12 protein-coding genes are annotated in these 17,020 nt (G+C 73.7%); 10 read left to right on the forward strand and 2 right to left on the reverse strand.

Going from position 1 to position 17,020, the window contains the following annotated elements:
* The first annotated feature begins 31 nt into the window (after positions 1 to 31).
* Complete coding sequence (locus tag ACZ7H1_RS03575; protein WP_470783358.1) at positions 32 to 529, forward strand: SAM-dependent methyltransferase; 498 nt, start codon at positions 32 to 34, stop codon at positions 527 to 529.
* 33 nt (positions 530 to 562) lie between these two features.
* Here the strand turns inward: ACZ7H1_RS03575 and ACZ7H1_RS03580 are convergent, their stop codons facing one another.
* Positions 563 to 1,105 (reverse strand): MOSC domain-containing protein, encoded by a 543-nt coding sequence (locus tag ACZ7H1_RS03580; RefSeq protein WP_470783359.1) that lies wholly within the window; start codon positions 1,103 to 1,105, stop codon positions 563 to 565.
* An 83-nt stretch (positions 1,106 to 1,188) separates the two neighbouring features.
* Entirely contained in the window at positions 1,189 to 1,371 is a 183-nt protein-coding gene (locus ACZ7H1_RS03585) for a hypothetical protein (RefSeq protein WP_470783360.1), read from the reverse strand.
* A gap of 193 nt (positions 1,372 to 1,564) precedes the next feature.
* Here ACZ7H1_RS03585 and ACZ7H1_RS03590 point away from each other — a divergent pair, with 193 nt between their 5' ends.
* From ACZ7H1_RS03590 to ACZ7H1_RS03630, 9 genes are all read left to right on the forward strand, one after another.
* Positions 1,565 to 4,645 carry a DEAD/DEAH box helicase gene (locus ACZ7H1_RS03590; RefSeq protein WP_470783361.1) on the forward strand — a complete coding sequence of 1,027 codons (3,081 nt, stop codon included), beginning with the start codon at positions 1,565 to 1,567 and terminating at the stop codon, positions 4,643 to 4,645.
* On the forward strand, positions 4,642 to 5,949 hold the full coding sequence (locus ACZ7H1_RS03595; RefSeq protein ID WP_470783362.1) for an SWIM zinc finger family protein: 1,308 nt from the start codon (positions 4,642 to 4,644) through the stop codon (positions 5,947 to 5,949). Before ACZ7H1_RS03590 ends, ACZ7H1_RS03595 begins: the two co-directional genes overlap by 4 nt.
* Before the next feature lie 260 nt (positions 5,950 to 6,209).
* Positions 6,210 to 7,460, forward strand: a complete 1,251-nt coding sequence (locus ACZ7H1_RS03600) for a GAF domain-containing protein (RefSeq protein WP_470783364.1) — start codon at positions 6,210 to 6,212, stop codon at positions 7,458 to 7,460.
* Between the two features lie 116 nt (positions 7,461 to 7,576).
* Positions 7,577 to 9,100, forward strand: coding sequence for an acetaldehyde dehydrogenase ExaC (gene exaC, locus ACZ7H1_RS03605; RefSeq protein ID WP_470783366.1), 1,524 nt, complete (start codon positions 7,577 to 7,579; stop codon positions 9,098 to 9,100).
* A gap of 855 nt (positions 9,101 to 9,955) precedes the next feature.
* Complete coding sequence (locus ACZ7H1_RS03610) at positions 9,956 to 11,434, forward strand: sugar transferase (protein ID WP_470783368.1); 1,479 nt, start codon at positions 9,956 to 9,958, stop codon at positions 11,432 to 11,434.
* A 73-nt stretch (positions 11,435 to 11,507) separates the two neighbouring features.
* Positions 11,508 to 12,836, forward strand: coding sequence for a nucleotide sugar dehydrogenase (locus tag ACZ7H1_RS03615; protein ID WP_470783370.1), 1,329 nt, complete (start codon positions 11,508 to 11,510; stop codon positions 12,834 to 12,836).
* Positions 12,826 to 14,112, forward strand: coding sequence for a glycosyltransferase family 4 protein (locus ACZ7H1_RS03620; protein ID WP_470783372.1), 1,287 nt, complete (start codon positions 12,826 to 12,828; stop codon positions 14,110 to 14,112). The genes ACZ7H1_RS03615 and ACZ7H1_RS03620 overlap by 11 nt, the downstream gene beginning before the upstream one ends.
* Positions 14,102 to 15,499 (forward strand): Wzz/FepE/Etk N-terminal domain-containing protein, encoded by a 1,398-nt coding sequence (locus ACZ7H1_RS03625; RefSeq protein ID WP_470783374.1) that lies wholly within the window; start codon positions 14,102 to 14,104, stop codon positions 15,497 to 15,499. Before ACZ7H1_RS03620 ends, ACZ7H1_RS03625 begins: the two co-directional genes overlap by 11 nt.
* On the forward strand, positions 15,496 to 17,019 hold the full coding sequence (locus ACZ7H1_RS03630; RefSeq protein ID WP_470783376.1) for a Wzz/FepE/Etk N-terminal domain-containing protein: 1,524 nt from the start codon (positions 15,496 to 15,498) through the stop codon (positions 17,017 to 17,019). Before ACZ7H1_RS03625 ends, ACZ7H1_RS03630 begins: the two co-directional genes overlap by 4 nt.
* Position 17,020 lies beyond the last annotated feature (1 nt).

Consider the following 17,020-nt stretch of genomic DNA (forward strand, 5'->3'; position numbering starts at 1 on the left):
CAGCCGAAGACACGACGGGTGGAGGACGGGCATGGCGGAGCAGGGACAGCGCGACGGCGGACGTCAGTCGGCGGTGGAGTGCCTGCCGGTGGGCCGGGTGGTCGGCGGCCGGGTGGAGACCACGGACGACGACTGGGGCGGCGAGGCCGCGGTGATCCGGCTGGATGCAGGGCAGTTCGGGCCGGAGGCCCTGTTCGGCCTTGCGGACTTCTCCCACCTCGAAGTGGTCTACCACTTCGACCGGGTGCCCGTTGAGAAGATCGAGACGGGCGCCCGCCATCCGCGCGGGAACACGGACTGGCCGCTCGTCGGCATCTTCGCCCAGCGCGGCAAGAACCGGCCGAACCGGCTGGGCGTCTCACGCTGCCGCCTGCTGAAGGTGGACGGCCTGGACGTCTACGTGGAGGGCCTGGACGCGGTGGACGGGACGCCCGTGCTCGACCTCAAGCCGTACCTCGCGGAGTTCGGCCCCCGGGGCGAGGTACGGCAGGCCGAGTGGTCCGTGGAACTCATGCGGGACTACTACTGACGCCCCGCACCGACGCCCCGGCGGGCCGGGGTGTCAGACCCGCTGGAGCGGTACGTGCGGACCCTCGGGAGCCCGGACCCGGATGGAGTCGCCGGGGCGCACCACACCCCCCTTGCGGACCACGCCCATGATCCCGGCCTTGCGCACGATCCCGCCCGCTTCGTCACGGCCGACGACCTGCTTGAGCAGGCCCTCGCGGAAGTTGTCGATCTGCAGGCAGGGGTTGCGCAGTCCGGTGACCTCGACGACGGCCTCGTCGCCGAGCCGGAGGAGGGTTCCCGCGGAGAGTGCGAGCAGATCGATGTCCTCCGTGGTGACGTTCTCCCCCAGATCGCCGGGCGACACGTCGAAGCCCGCCTGCGCGACCTCCTCGAACAGCTCCCGGTGGATCAGGTGCACCTGGCGGAGGTTGGGCTGCGCCGGGTCCTGGGCCACCCGGGAACGGTGCTTGACCGTCACTCCCGCGTGGACGTCGCCCTCCACACCGAGCCCGGCGAGCAGCGTGATGCTCTCGCGGTTGGGCTTGGTGAACGCGTACGTGCCGTTGCTGCTGACCGCCGTGACGGAGCCACTCATCTCTCGACATCCTCCCCCTGTAGGTCCGGCTGGACCGGCCGGACCGAGGATTGCGAGCCTATGTGATCACGCCACCGGGGCTCCTACCTGCCTATCTGCTTGCGCGTGACACCCTTGACCCGGCGCCGCTGGGACGGGTCGAGGAGGAAGTACGCCGCTGCCGGCACACCGATCAGGACCAGCAGTCCCGCCCAGAACCCGACCGCCCAGAACAGGACGATCGCCGCCACCACTCCTGCGGCGGCCACCTTCGCGCGTGTCGACATCGCGAGGCCTCCCTTCCCACTGCCGGACGGCGCCCCACGGCGGTGCGCCTCCTGCCTCCTCAACGCCCGGCCCGGCCGGGGCGTTCCCCGCCATCCCGCGTGATCGGGTTCACGGCGCGGCCGACGCCGTCCCGGGTGTGCCGTGGGGTAACCTCGGCCGCCCCGGTCATCGGTAGTCAAATTTGAGGAATGCGTGCTTCAGGAGATCTCCGACCTCGTCCGCTGCTCCGCCGTCTTCCTGCCCGGTGACCCGGCCCGCACCGGCAGGGTCGCCTTCTGGCACCCGGACGGCGAGGTCCCCGCCGTCCCCGCTCCCCTCGGTACGGCCGCCGTGACGCCCGGCGGGGCCGGTGCCGGGGACGGGGCCGCCGAACTGACCGTGCTGACCGTGCTCACCCCGTCCCTGCGGCCCGTGACCGTTCCCGCCCTGCTCCTCCCCCTCCGCACGGCCCTCCCCCTGCTGACGCGGGCGCGGGCCGCGGCCCTCGCCGATCCGGAACTCGCCCGTACCTCCGCCGCCTTCTGGGGCGCCGCGGCCCTGCTCGCCCTGGAGTTCACGGCACGCGGCCTGCTGCTGCCCGGTCTGAGCGCGAGCGGCCACGACGCCTGGCGGGCCGGGCCGCTGGACGCCGAGGACCTGGAGCGGGTCCGCGCACTGGCGGCCGCCATGCCGCCCGACGCCCACGGGGTGCCCCTGCCGGGACCGGACCCCCTGCGGCTGCCGGCGCCCGGCGAGCTGCTGCGCGCGTTCCTGGACTCCGTGGCCGACTCCTTGCCGCGCACCCCGGCCGCCGCCGCGGCCGCGGGCGGGCCGGCCTTCGCCGCCGTCGAGCCGCAACTGCTGCCGGAACACCGCGCCTGGGCAGCGGCCGTGGCCGCCGCTCACGACGCGGGCGTCCGCATCTCCCTGCGCATCGAGGTGTCCGGCCTTCCCGACACGAAGGACCTCCCCGATGTCGAGGACCACCCCGACGCGGAGTACCACCCCGACGCGGAGGACCTCCCCGATGCCGAGGACCCACCGGCCCCCGCGGGCTCCGCGGACGCGGCGCCCCTCGTCCGGCCCGCCTTCCGCGCCGTGCTCCAGATGCACAGCCTCGCCGACCCGTCCCTGGTCGCCGACGCCGCCGACGTCTGGGCCGGATCCGCGCGGGACGGCGGCGCGGACGTCGGTGCCCCGGCCGGCGGCGGCGCCTTCACCCCGCAGGCCCGGATGGACGCCCTGCTCTCGCTGCGCCGCGCGGCGCGGATCTGGCCACCGCTCACCCCGCTGCTGACTGCTGCCGTTCCCGATGCGGTCGCGCTCGCGGACGAGGAGGTCGCCGAACTGCTGGGCCCCGTCTCGGCAGCCCTCGCCGACGAGGGCGTCCAAGTGCACTGGCCGCGCTCGCTCGCCCGGCGCCTCACCGCGCGCGCCGTCGTGGGCCTGCCCGAGGACACGGCCCCCGGCGGAGCGGGCCGCCCGGATGTGGCCGCACTGCCCTCCTTCCTGTCCCCCGACGCCCTGCTCGCCTTCAACTGGCGCTTCGCGCTGGGCGACGACGAGCTCACCCGCGCCGAGCTGGACCGGCTCGCCGAGGCCAAGCGCCCGCTGGTCCGGCTGCGCGACCGCTGGGTGCTGATCGACCCCGCGGAGGCCCGCCGCGCCCGGGCCCGCGGGGACCGCGTGCTCGCCCCGGTGGACGCCCTGTCGGCCGTACTGACCGGCTCCGCCGAGGTGGACGGCGTACGGGTCGACGTACAGGCCGTCGGCGCGCTGGAGCGGCTGCGCGCACGGCTGGCCGACCCGGAGGCACCGGGCCGCGGATCGGACGCAGGACCGGACGCGGCACCGGTGCCGCAGCCCGCCGCCCTCGACGCGACCCTGCGCGACTACCAGCTGCGCGGGCTCGACTGGCTGGCCCGCACCACCGCGCTCGGACTGGGCTGCTGCCTCGCCGACGACATGGGCCTCGGCAAGACGGTCACGCTCATCGCCCTGCACCTGCACCGCGCGCAGGACCCCGGCACCGCCGGACCCACCCTCGTGGTGTGCCCCGCTTCCCTGATGGGCAACTGGCAGCGCGAGATCGAGCGGTTCGCGCCCGGCACGCCGGTGCACCGCTACCACGGCACGGCACGCAGCCTGCCGGACCCGGCCGCACCGCCGGCCGGCGGCTTCGTCCTCACGACGTACGGCACGATGCGCCTCGACGCGGCGGCGCTCGCCACCGTGCCGTGGGGCCTGGTCGTCGCCGACGAGGCCCAGCACATCAAGAACCCGCGCTCCGGCACCGCCAAGGCGCTGCGCACGATCGGCTCCCGGGCCCGGGTGGCCCTGACCGGCACCCCGGTGGAGAACAACCTGTCCGAGCTGTGGGCCGTCCTGGACTGGACGACGCCCGGTCTGCTCGGCCGTCCCGGCGCCTTCCGCGAGCGGTACGCCCGTGCCGCCGAGGGCGGCGATCCGCGGGCCGCCGAGCGGCTCGCCGCGCTGGTGCGCCCCTTCCTGCTGCGCCGCCGCAAGTCCGACCCGGGGATCGCGCCCGAGCTGCCGGCCAAGACGGAGACCGACCACCCGGTGTCGCTGACGCCGGAACAGGCGGGGCTGTACGAAGCGGTGGTACGGGAGACCCTGGCCGAGATCGCCGGGGCGGACGGGCTCGCGCGGCGCGGGCTGGTGCTGAAGCTCCTCACCTCTCTGAAGCAGATCTGCAACCACCCGGCCCAGTACCTCAAGGAGGACCGTCCGCGGCTGCCCGGCCGGTCGGGAAAGCTCGAGCTGCTCGACGAGCTCCTGGACACGATCCTGGCCGAGGAGGGCGCGGTCCTGGTGTTCACGCAGTACGTGGCGATGGCACGGCTCGTCGAACGCCACCTGGCGGCGCGAGGGATCCCCTGCGCGCTGCTGCACGGCGGCACGCCCGTCGCGCGGCGGCAGGAGCTGGTGGACCGCTTCCAGGCGGGCGGGGCACCGGTGTTCCTGCTGTCGCTGAAGGCGGCGGGGACCGGGCTGAACCTGACCCGGGCCGGGCACGTCGTGCACTTCGACCGCTGGTGGAACCCGGCCGTCGAGGCCCAGGCCACCGACCGGGCGTACCGGATCGGCCAGACGCAGCCTGTGCAGGTCCACCGGCTGGTCTCCGAGGGAACGGTCGAGGACCGGATCGCCCGGCTGCTGGAGCGCAAGCGGGCACTGGCGGACGCGGTGCTCGCCGGCGGCGAGAGCGCCCTGACCGAACTGACCGACGCCGAGCTGGCGGAGCTCGTGGAGCTGCGAGGGAGCGCCCGATGAGCGGAGCACGAGACGGCTACGGGGACGTGCACGGAGACGGTGACGAGCGGACGTTCGCGGCGCTGCCGCCCGCCCGGGGCCGCGGGTTCGCGGTCACGTGGTGGGGTCAGGCCTGGCTGCGGGCGCTGGAGGACAGTGCGCTCGACGGCGAGCAGGTGCGCAGGGGCCGGCGCTACGCGCGCGGCGGCGCGGTCGGCGCGGTGTCGGTGCGGCCGGGGCGGCTCACGGCCGTGGTGACCGACACCGACGGGGCGGCGCACCGTACGGACGTCCTGCTCCAGCCCTTCGGCGACGCGGACTGGGACCGGTTCCTGGACGCGGCGGTCGCGGAGGCCGGGCACATCGCGGCGCTCCTGGACCGGGAGATGCCGCCGGAGCTGGCCGAGGACGCGTCGGCCGCCGGGGTGGAACTGCTGCCCGGTCTGGGCGATCTGGACCCCCGGTGCGACTGCGGGGAGTGGGACCACTGCGCGCACACGGCGGCGCTGTGCTACCAGCTGGGGCGGCTGCTGGACCGGGATCCGTTCCTGCTGCTGCTCATGCGGGGGCGCTCCGAGCGGGCGGTGCTCGACGAGCTGCAGGCGCGCAGTGCGCAGCGGGCGGCCCCGGAGACCGGGGGCCCGGGCGGCGCGCGTCCGGCGGGGGTGTCGGCGGCGGAGGCCTTCGCCGCGCGGGAGTTCCTGCCGCCGCTGCCCGCTCCCCCGGAGCTGCCGGCGGGGCCGGGCCAGCCGCCGCTGCTCGACACCGAGGCGGAGCCGGGGCCGGGCCTCGACGCCGGGGCGGTGGAGTTCCTGGCGGAGGCGGCGGCCGGTGAGGCGTACCGGCTGCTCGCCCAGGCGCTGACCCCGGGGCACGAGGACCAGGTGCCCGGCCCGGAGCCGGATCCGGCCGGCGACCTCGTACGGCTCGCGGCCGCGGCTGCCGATGTCCGGGTCCTGGCCCGGCTGGCCGCGGCGAGCGGGCGGGAGCGGGCGGAACTGGCCCTGGCCGTGACCGCCTGGCGCTTCGGGGGCGAGGCGGCGGTGTCCGTACTGGAGGAGGAGTGGACGCCGGGCCGGGAGGCGGCTGCCCGGGCGCGGGCGGCGCTGGCCTCGGCGTGGCAGGACGAGGAGCCGGCCCGGCGGCCGGTGCTGCGGGGGGTGCGCAACCGGTGGACGGTGGCGGGTTCGGACGCCCAGCTGCGGCTGGGGCGGGACGGGCGGTGGTGGCCGTACCGCAGGGAGGGCGCCGGCTGGGCCCCGGCGGGTCCGGCCGAGGCGGATCCGGCGGCGGCACTGGCGGCACTGGATCCGGCGGAGGCGTAAGGCGGCGACGGGGCGACGGCGGCGAGAGGCCGGCGGCGGAGGCGCAGGGGGGCAGTGCCGGCGGCGAGGGGGCGGCGTGGCGTGGGCAAGCGGCCGGCGCGCGGGAACCGGCCCTGCGGGAACCGGCCGTGCGAACCCTTCCTCCGGCCGCACGCTGGCCGACGGGACGCTTGCCGCCCCTCCCTGCCGGTACGACGATGGGGGCGCGCCGGGGTGGGACGGGGCCCGCGCGGGGGTGAAGGCCGGGCCGGGAGGGCGAGTTGGGCGAACCGTGGGTGGCGCTGCCGGCCGGGGCCGATCCGGCCGAGCGGCAGCGGGAGCTGCGCCGGGCTCATCGGACCTTCACCGCGGAGGGGCGTGTCGAAGCCCGGGTGCGGCCGGTCGTCGCGGAGTCGTGGCGGCGCTGCGCGCGGGCGCGGATCAGCCCGGAGTGCAGTGCGCGGGTGGAACTGCCCGAAGGCGAACTCCGGGCCTACCGGGAGCAGCATCCGCTGGCCCGGGTGATGCCGCTGTTCCGCGAGCTGATGGGCGCGTTCGCCGCGGACGGGGAGCACCTGCTCGCGGTGTGCGACGCGCAGGGCCGGCTGATGTGGGTGGAGGGGCACGCGGCCACGCGCCACCGGGCGGACGGGCTGGGGTTCGTGCCCGGGGCCCGCTGGGCGGAGTCGGCGATGGGGACCAATGCGCCCGGCACGGCCGTGGCCGTGGACCGGCCCGTCCAGGTCTTCGGCGCCGAGCACTTCAGCAGGCGGGTGCACCCGTGGACCTGCGCTGCGGCTCCGGTGCACGAACCGCGGACCGGGCGGCTGCTCGGGGCGGTCGACGTCACGGGCGGCGAGGGGCTGGCGCATCCGCACTCGCTGGCGTTCGTACAGGCCGTCGCCCGGGCCGCGGAGTCGCAGCTGGCACTGCTGGCTCCGGGCCCGCCCGCGCCGGACGGGCTGTCGGCGCTGGGCCGGGACGAGGCCGTGTTCGCCACCGGTGGCCGGGAGGTCCGGCTGGGGCGCCGGCACAGCGAGATCCTGGTGCTGCTGTCGCGGCATCCGGGCGGGCTCAGCGGTGACGAGCTGCTGATCGGGCTGTACGAGGACGAGTCAGTGTCACCTGTGACATTGCGCGCTGAAATGTCACGCCTGCGCGCGCTCCTCGAGCCCGGCGCCCTCCTGTCCCGCCCCTACCGGCTGGCCGCGCCGGTGGCCACGGACTTCGCGGACGTCACCCGCCACCTGGCACTGGGCGCCACCTCCGCCGCCCTCGCCGGCTACCAGGGCCCGCTGCTGCCCTCCTCCACGGCGCCCGAGGTCGTCCGGCTGCGCGGACGGCTCGAAGACCAGCTGCGCGCCGCGCTCCTCGCCCGCGCCGATCCCGGACTGCTCACCGACTGGGCCTACAGCCCGTGGGGCGAGGACGACCTCGTCGTGTGGCGGGCGCTCGCCGCGTCCCTGCCGCCCGACCGCAGGGGCGGCGCCCTGGCCCGCGTCCGCGGCCTCGACGCGGAACTGCGCGGCTGAGCCGCGCATCCGGGCCGGGCGCCGGGGCTCCGCAACGTGCGCGCAACGTACCCGCTCCTAGCCTCGCGCCGAGCGCAGTCCGGCACGGACCGCGCCCTCACCGGGAGGACACAGGGATGACCCGTTACGCAGCGCCCGGCAGCGAAGGCTCGATCATGTCCTACGAGTCCCGCTACGACCACTGGATCGGCGGGCAGTACGTACCGCCCGCCAGGGGGCAGTACTTCGAGAACCCCTCCCCCGTGAACGGCCGGCCCTTCACCGAGGTCGCCCGCGGTACCGCCGAGGACGTCGAACGCGCCCTGGACGCCGCCCACGCCGCCGCCCCCGGCTGGGGCCGGGTGCCTGCCGCCGAGCGCGCCACGATCCTGCTGCGCATCGCCGACCGCATGGAAGAGAACCTGGAGCGGCTCGCGGTCGCGGAGAGCTGGGAGAACGGCAAGCCCGTCCGGGAGACCCTGGCCGCCGACATCCCGCTCGCCGTCGACCACTTCCGCTACTTCGCGGGTGCGGTGCGGGCCCAGGAGGGCGCGCTGAGCGAGGTCGACGACGACACGGTCGCCTACCACTTCCACGAGCCGCTCGGCGTGGTCGCGCAGATCATCCCGTGGAACTTCCCGATCCTCATGGCGGTCTGGAAGCTGGCTCCGGCCCTCGCCGCGGGCAACGCCGTCGTCCTCAAGCCCGCCGAACAGACCCCGGCCTCCGTGCACTTCTGGCTGAGCCTGGTGGCGGACCTGCTGCCGCCCGGTGTCGTCAACATCGTCAACGGCTTCGGCGAGGAGGCGGGCAAGCCCCTCGCCTCCAGCCCCCGCGTGGCCAAGATCGCCTTCACCGGGGAGACCGCCACCGGCCGCCTGATCATGCAGTACGCGGCGGAGCACCTGAAGCCCGTGACCCTCGAACTGGGCGGCAAGAGCCCGAACATCTTCTTCGACGACGTGTGGGCGGTCGACGACGACCTGCGCGACAAGGCGCTGGAGGGTTTCACGATGTTCGCCCTCAACCAGGGCGAGGTGTGCACGTGTCCCTCCCGCGCGCTGATCGAGCGCGGCCGCTACGGCGACTTCCTCGACGCGGCGGTCGCCCGCACCGAACTGATCGTCCCCGGGCACCCGCTGGACACGGAAACGATGATCGGCGCCCAGGCCTCCCAGGAGCAGCTGAAGAAGGTCCTCTCGTACCTGGAGATAGGCCAGAAGGAGGGAGCCACGATCCTGACGGGCGGTCAGCAGGTCGAGTACGACGGCGAGCTGGCGGGCGGCTACTACGTCCAGCCGACGATCTTCGAGGGCGACAACCGCATGCGGGTCTTCCAGGAGGAGATCTTCGGCCCGGTGGTCTCGGTGACGTCGTTCCAGGACTTCGAGGACGCCATCCGGATCGCCAACGACACGGCGTACGGCCTCGGCGCCGGCGTCTGGACCCGCGACATCAACACGGCGTACCGCGCGGGCCGCGCGATCCAGGCCGGCCGCGTCTGGACCAACTGCTACCACGCCTACCCGGCCCACGCGGCCTTCGGCGGCTACAAGCAGTCGGGCATCGGGCGCGAAACCCACAAGATGATGCTGGACCACTACCAGCAGACGAAGAACCTCCTGGTCAGCTACTCCCCGAAGAAGCTGGGCTTCTTCTAGCCCACCGAAGTCCGTCGTCCGTCGTCCGCGGGCCCGCCGCCGAGTACGCGCCGGTAAACACTCGGGATGATCCTGCGCGTCGTGAATTCGACGCCAAGGATTCCCGCGTTCCGGCCCCTCAACTGGTTCCCGGCAGGTAATCCTCGGTTCATTTCGGCCAGCCGTCTTCCGGCAGAAGTTGCGAACGCACCGGAAGGCTGCGGGAAATTCCAGCACGCGCAGAGCTCCGCCGGACCGGAGCGGCGGGGTCCCTCCTCTCACGCGCCCGGCGGGCACCCCGCCGCACGGCGCCACCGGGGAGGGGGAGGGGGCGGAGCCGCACGGACCCGAGCGCGGCCCGACCGACCGCGCCGGGACCCCTCCGGGCTGCCGGTGCCGACAGCCCGGAGAACTCCCGTCATCGCAGGTCACACGGCCCGTCTGCGCCGTCATGGCACCCGCAGGCGATCCGCCCGTCGTGGATCCGTCTTCGCAACTTGACCGCAAATTGCACACATCCCCCCTCCGGACGGGCCCCGATGCTCTAGATTGACACGTGCTTCAGATGCCTGGACACGAGCCGACAAATAATGATCTATGGGTCCCGCACCAGGGACGGCCTACGGCCGCTCCCTCGATGCCGGACGTTGAAGTGATCAATTCCTGGAGCCCGGGGGGGCGCGCGAAGCATCCGGAATTCAACGGGTTCCCGCGCACCTCGAAACTCTGATAGAAAATGCGAGTCCGCTTCCGCCTGAGCGGGGTTCACGTAGTGCTGCAATAGCCGGTAGGCCATTCTCGGGAGCGTGGCGTCTCCCGAGGGAGTAAACAGTGTGAGGCGAATTCGCCGAACCGCTGTCGACCTGGGGGGGTCCTGTGCAGCAGAGGGAGTTAGTCAGCCCGTTTCCGGCGACGCGTGGGCGGCCGGCGAACGGGAAAATCAATCGGCCTGCAATCGACTGGGAGCAGCGGTACCGCCGGACCGTCATCGCCGGCGATACGGTGGCCACCGCCTTCGTGGTGGCGGCGATCGGCGTCTTCTTCGGGGCCAGGGACGCGGCCAACTGGCACGAGAAGTGGGGAATTCTCGCCTTCGGCACCGAGCTGCTGGTGCTGGGAGCACTCGCCGTGAGCCGGGCGTGGGCACCGGCCGTACTCGGCCAGGGCGCCGAGGAATTCCGCCGGCTCGGACGCTCTCTGTTCACGGCGGCCGTCGTACTGGCGCTCGGCGGGATCGCCCTCACCTCGCGCAACATCAAGCTCTGGATCTTCGTCGCGATCCCGGCGATCGCGCTCGTCACCATGACCGCGCGATACGTACTGCGCCTCCGGCTGCACAAGCAGCGGCAGGAAGGGCGGTGCCTGCGCCCGGTGCTCGCCGCCGGGAGCCCGGCCACCGTGCGCGACCTGATCACGCGGACCCGCAAGTTCCCGCACCTCGGCTGGCGGGTGGAGGCGGTGTGCACGCCGGATGGTCTCGGGTTCGACGGTGACCGACTGGACGGGGTGCCGGTCGTCGGCCGGCTGACGGCGGTCGCGGGCCACGTCCGCCGCGACGGCTACCGCGTCGTCGCCGTCACACCGGACCCGCACTGGTCACCGGACCGGCTGCAGCGGCTGGCCTGGAACCTCGAAGGCAGCGATGCCGAAATGGTCGTGGCCCCCGTGCTGATGGAGGTGGCCGGCCCGCGGCTGCACGTCGACGCGGTGCTCGGGATCCCTCTGCTGCGGGTCAGCATGCCGGCCTTCACCGGGGGCCGCCGGGCGGTCAAAGAGGTCGTCGACCGGATGGGCGCGGCGGTCCTGCTGATGCTGTTCGCGCCGCTGATGGTGCTCGTCGGGGCGGTCGTGCTGGCGGACAGCCGGGGTGGGGCGCTGTACCGCCAGCGCAGGGTCGGCAAGGACGGCCGCGAGTTCACCATCTTCAAGTTCCGCACCATGGTCGCCGGGGCCTGCGGGGCACGTGCCGAGCTGGCCGACCGCAACGAGGGCGCCGGCCCGCTGTTCAAACTCCGCCGGGATCCGCGGGTGACCCGGGTGGGAGCGGTGCTGCGCCGGTACTCGATCGACGAGCTCCCGCAGCTCTTCAACGTGCTCACCGGATCGATGTCGCTCGTCGGTCCGCGGCCTCCGCTGCCCGAGGAGTGCGCTGCGTACGACCCGGACATCCGGCGGCGGCTGCTGGTCAAGCCCGGGCTCACCGGCCTGTGGCAGATCAGCGGACGCAGCGACCTGCCGTGGGAGGAGGCCGTCCGGCTGGACCTGCGGTACGTGGAGGACTGGTCGCTCGCCCTCGACACGGTGATTTTGTGGAAGACCCTGCGTGCGGTGCTTCAGGGGCAGGGGGCCTACTGATGCGCGGGGAGCGTCGTCCGGTCGGCTCGCGGACGGCAGGCCAGAAGGGCCTGCCCGGGGGGAGGAACGGATCATGAAGGTCAGCGTCTTAGGACTCGGGTACGTGGGCTGCGTGTCGGCCGCGTGCCTGGCCAGCCTGGGCCACGAGGTCATCGGGGTGGACGTGAACCAGGTGAAGGTCGACCTGGTCAACGACGGCAAGGCCCCGGTGGTCGAGGAGCGGATCGGCGAGCTCATCGCCGAGGTCGTGCGGACCGGGGCGTTGCGCGCCACCGGCGACGTCCGCGAGGCGATCATGAACAGCGAGGTGTCGCTGGTCTGCGTGGGCACGCCGTCGGAGCCCAACGGCAGCCTGTGCACCACGTACCTGGAACGGGTCACCGAGCAGATCGGTGCCGCGGTGACGGATCTCAGTGGGCGCAGTGGGCGGCACACCGTCGTGTTCCGCAGCACCATGCTCCCTGGCACGTGCCTGAACCTGCTGACTCCGATCCTGGAGAAGTACACCGGCGGCACGGCCGGGGTGGACTTCGGGGTCGCGGTCAACCCGGAGTTCCTGCGCGAGGGCACGAGCGTGCGGGACTTCTTCGACCCGCCCAAGACCGTCATCGGCGAACTCGACCCGGCCAGCGGCGACGTGGTGGCGGCGCTGTACGAAGGAGTGCCCGGTGAGGTGTTCCGGGTGCCGGTCCCGACGGCCGAGGCGATCAAATACGCGGACAACGCGTTCCACGGCCTCAAGATCGGCTTCGCGAACGAGCTGGGCGCCGTGTGCCAGGCGCTCGGGGTGGACTCTCACCAGGTGATGGACGTCTTCCTCGCCGACCGCAAGCTGAACATCAGCCCCGCCTACCTCCGGCCCGGGTTCGCCTTCGGAGGCTCCTGCCTGCCCAAGGACCTGCGCAGCCTGGTCCACGCGGCGCGGCAGGCCGACGTTTCGGTGCCCATCCTCGCCCACGTGCTGCCCTCCAACTCCGAACACCTGCAGCGCGCGGTGGAGCTGGTCGAGCGCACCGGCAAACGCCGGGTGGGCCTGTTCGGGCTGTCCTTCAAACCCGGCACCGACGACCTCCGCGAGAGTCCGCTCGTCGAGCTGGCGGAGAGGCTCTTCGGCAAGGGTTACGACCTGCGGATCTACGACCCCAACGTGAACCTCTCCCGGCTGCTCGGCGCGAACCGCGAGTACATCGAGACCCGGCTGCCGCACCTCGCGCAGCTGCTCACGGACTCCGTGGGAGAGGTACTCGAGCATGCCGAGGTGTGCCTGGTCGGGACCGGGGATCCGGCCGTGCTGTCCGCGTTGCCGCCCCGTGGCTACGGCCCGGTGATCGTCGACCTCATCCGCCTTCCCGACGCCGAGGCGCGCCGGGCCGAACCGGGGTACATGGGCCTTGCTTGGTGACGCGGCGTTTGATGACACGACCAGCGGCGGCGGGCCGGCCCGTCGCGCGCTGATCCTGGTGGAGAACCTGTCCGTGCCGTTCGACCGGCGGGTGTGGCAGGAGTGCACGACGCTGCGCGACGCGGGCTGGGAGGTGCACGTCATCTGCCCCCGGGGGGAGAAGCGGGACACCGAACCGGAGGCGGTGATCGACGGGGTGCGGATCCACCGCTATCCGTTGCGCGCGGCCACCGGAGGGCCGGCCGGCTTCGCGCAGGAGTACGGAACGGCGCTGTGGCACACGTTCCGGCTGGCCCGCAAGGTCGGCCCCGTCCACGTGGTCCACGCCTGCAACCCGCCGGACCTGCTGTTCCTGCCCGCGCTGTGGCTGAAGCGGCGCGGGACTCGGTTCGTCTTCGACCAGCACGACCTGGTGCCCGAGCTGTACCTCTCCCGGTTCGACCGCGGCAAGGACCTGCTCTACCGCGCCGTGCTCGCGCTGGAACGGCTGACCTACCGGACCGCGGACGTCGTGCTCGCCACGAACGAGAGCTACCGGGACGTCGCGCTGCGCCGTGGCCGCCGGCGGCCGGAAGACGTCTTCGTGGTGCGCAGCGCGCCCGACACCGACCGGTTCAAGCCGGTGCCGCCCGAGCCGGAGCTGAAGCGCGGCAAGCCCCATCTGCTGTGCTACCTCGGCGTCATGGGCCCGCAGGACGGCGTCGACTACGCCTTGCGTGCCCTCGCGAAGCTGCGTGACGAGCTCGGGCGGACCGACTGGCACGCGGTGTTCGTCGGCGGGGGCGACACCTTCGACGCGATGGTGGAGCTGTCCCGGCAGCTCGGGCTCTCGGAGCAGGTGCAGTTCACCGGGCGCATTCCGGACGCCGACCTGGCGCGCTACCTGTCCACCGCGGACGTGTGCCTCTCCCCCGACCCGCGCAACCCGCTCAACGACGTGTCGACCATGAACAAGGTCCTGGAGTACATGGTGATGGGCCGGCCGATCGTCTCGTTCGACCTCCGGGAGGCCCGGGTCTCCGCCGGCGACGCGGCCGTCTACGCGCCCGCCAACGACGAGGGCGAGTTCGCCGGGCTCATCGCGCTGCTGCTGGACGATCCGGAGAAGCGGGCCCAGATGGGCAAGATCGGCCAGGAACGGATCAACGGGCCGCTCTCCTGGCGGAACTCGCAGGCGTCGCTGCTCGCCGCCTACGCCGCGGCCTGCCGTGGCCGCGCTCCGGTGCCGGTGGCCGGACGGGACGGGCAAGGAGGAGACCGCTCCGTTGAGCGATGACACGATACGCCTGGTCACGATCGGTCGGATCATCGGTCGGCGCCGGCGGCTCCTCACCATCCTCGCCGTGGTGGGTGCGCTCGTCGGCTACGGCACCTCGCTGCTGCTGCCACCGCGTTACACGACGTCGGCATCGGTACTGCTGCCGGGGGCGTGGGAGGAGCGCGAGCTGCTGACCCAGGCGGAGATCGCGGCCAGTTCGGTGGTGGTCGACCGCGCGGCCGCCACGCTCGGCTGGACCGGGGTCGGCGGCGGCGAGCTGCGGGACCGGGTGAGCGCCAAGGCCGCCGACGGGAACATCGTCAGGATCTCGGGTACGGCCGACACCCCGGAGCGCGCACAGCAACTCTCCGACCAGGTGGCCCGGCAGTTCGTCGCGTTCGCCGCGAGGATCGCGGGAGACAACACCGACCCCGAAGCGGCGGCGGGACCCGAGGCGCTGCGGGAGATGGTGGTGCAGACCAACCGCCGCATCACCGATCTGGCCGAGGCCGCCGATCCGGGGCGGACCGTGGAGAGCGTGCAGACCCGCACCGAGCTCGCGAAGCTGCGCACCGCACTGCAGGCGGCCGTCAACAAGCTGGACCAGGCCGACCCGGCTGCCACCAAGGCCAACATGGTCGTCATGGGCCCGGCGGCCCGGCCGGACGGCGAGGCACCGCCGACGCGGACGCAGCTCGTCGTCGGCGGGGCGCTGTTGTTCTTCCTGCTCGCGGTCATCGGCCATCTCACCGCCGCACGGATGAGTCGCCGGCTGCGCACCGAGCCGGAGATCGCCGCGGCGCTGGGCGCGGCGCTGCTGGGTACCGTCGACGTACCCGAGGAGGGGCCCGCGCACCGGCCGGAGGACCGTGGCGCACGGGCCCGGATCCGCCGGCTGCTGGGCGTCGACATCCGGTGGGACGTACCGGCCCCGCAGGCCTCAGGCGACGAGCCCGGCCGGCAGATCCGCTACCGGCGGGTGTGCGCCCGCCTCCGGGACCGGCTGCCGGCCTCCCGGGGGCTGCTGGTCGTCGTCCCCGACGGCGACGAGATCGCCCGCCGGGCCGCCGGGCAGCTCGTCGCCGAGGCCGGGAGCGATCCTTCCCCGAGCTCTTCCGGCAGGGGAAACCCCGTGCTGCGGGTGGTGGGGGTTTCGGTGTCCCGGCCGCTGGTGCCGGACCGCGACGACGAGTCCGGTGCGCTGGTCGTGCTCAGCGCGGGCAGCTGGACCGCAGCGGAGCTCGCCGGCATCGCCGAGGCGTGTGCCGACGCCCGGTACGAGCTCGTCGGCACCGTCCTCGCCGGCACGGTCAGGGCCCGTCCGGCGCGGTCTGCCGGCCCTGCTCCGGAGGGCGCCGCGCCGGCGCTCGCGGTGGGCGACGACGCGAGGCGAGGTTCGGTGTGACGACGAGCACGACTGCGGAGTCTCCGGCCGCCGCTCCGCTGCTGGACCTGCAGGCGCTGGTGGTCGCGGTGCGCAGGCGCCGCCGCCTCTGGTTGTCCCTGGCGCTGCTGGGGCTGCTGGCCGGCGCGGCGGTGGCGGTCCTCATGCCGCAGCCGCCGGCCGCGGTGACCAAGGTGCTGGTCGCGCACCAGGCGGACCAGCCGAACGACCCCGGAACGCTGATCCGCACCGACGTCGCGCTGCTGCACACCACGCGGATCGCGCGTCACGCCCTCCGGTCCCTCGGGTCCCCGGAAAAGCCAGAGGACTTCATGCAGGACTACGGGGGTATCGGCTTGACCAACAACCTGCTGCAGATCGATGTGACGGGTGACAGCGACGCGGAAGCGGTGGCCCGGGCCGAGGCGCTGGCCGAAGCGTTCGTCGCGGACCATGTGAAGCGGATACAGGAAGCCGCGACCGCCGAGGCCAAGGCCCTGCTCGCCCAGCGTGACCGCATGCGGGACGAACTCGCCCAGGTCGACAAGGCGATCGGAGACGGACCGCCGGACAGCGGGCCGAAGGCGTCGGCGACCATGGAGTCGCTCTTCGCCCGCCGGGCCGAACTGACCTCGCGGATCACCGATTTCGGCCGGCGGGCCGCGGAGGCGCGCATCGGCACGCCCCAGCTCGTCGCCGGCACACAGATCGTGGACGCCCCGCGCGCGGTGCGGCACTCCCTGCCCAGGACCGCCGGCACCAACGCCGCGATCGGGCTCGTCCTCGGGCTCGTCCTCGGGCTCGCGGTGGCTGCGGTCGGCGCGGTGGTGGCGGACCGCCCCGTGCTGCGCCGGGAGATCGCGGCGAACCTCGGCGCCTCGGTCATCGCGGAGCTGCGCCGCACGCCCCGCCGGCCGGCCGGGCTGTGGCAGCGCCGACGGACCCGGGCGGCACGGACACGGCTCACCACGACCCTGGCCCGCACCGTACGCGGCTCCGCGGAGCCGGTGTCACTGCTGGAACTGGGCTGTGCCCGCAGCACGACGGGGATCGCCCTGGACCTCGCCGGTGCACTGGCGGAGGAGGGGCCGGTGGTGATCGTCGACGGTCTGCCCGGCCTGCCGCTCGCCAACCGCCGCCCGAAGCCGGGCGACCCCACCGTGGTCAGCGGCGAGCGTGCCGCGGCCGGGTCGCATCACGAACGCCGGATCGGCGTCGGCTCGGTGGCGCCCGGCGCGGCGTGGACCGACCTCCAGTACCTCGGTACGCGGACCGTGCTCGTCGTACGTGCCGGGCACGGCAGCGCCGCATGGCTGCACACCGTGGCGCGGCAGCTCGCGGACCTGCGCATTCCGGTGCTCGGTGTGGTTCTGATCGACCCCGATCCGCGTGACCGGACCGACGGCACGCTGTGGGACGGGCTGGACACCGCGCTGCGCGGCCGCAACGAGCCGCCGGCCCGGCAGAACGGGACGGGCCGGCCGCAGACGGAGCGCCCGTCATGGGCGCGAGTCCCGGACAGCGACCAGGAGGTGCGGTAGG

Source organism: Streptomyces sp. NPDC037401, assembly GCF_055602345.1.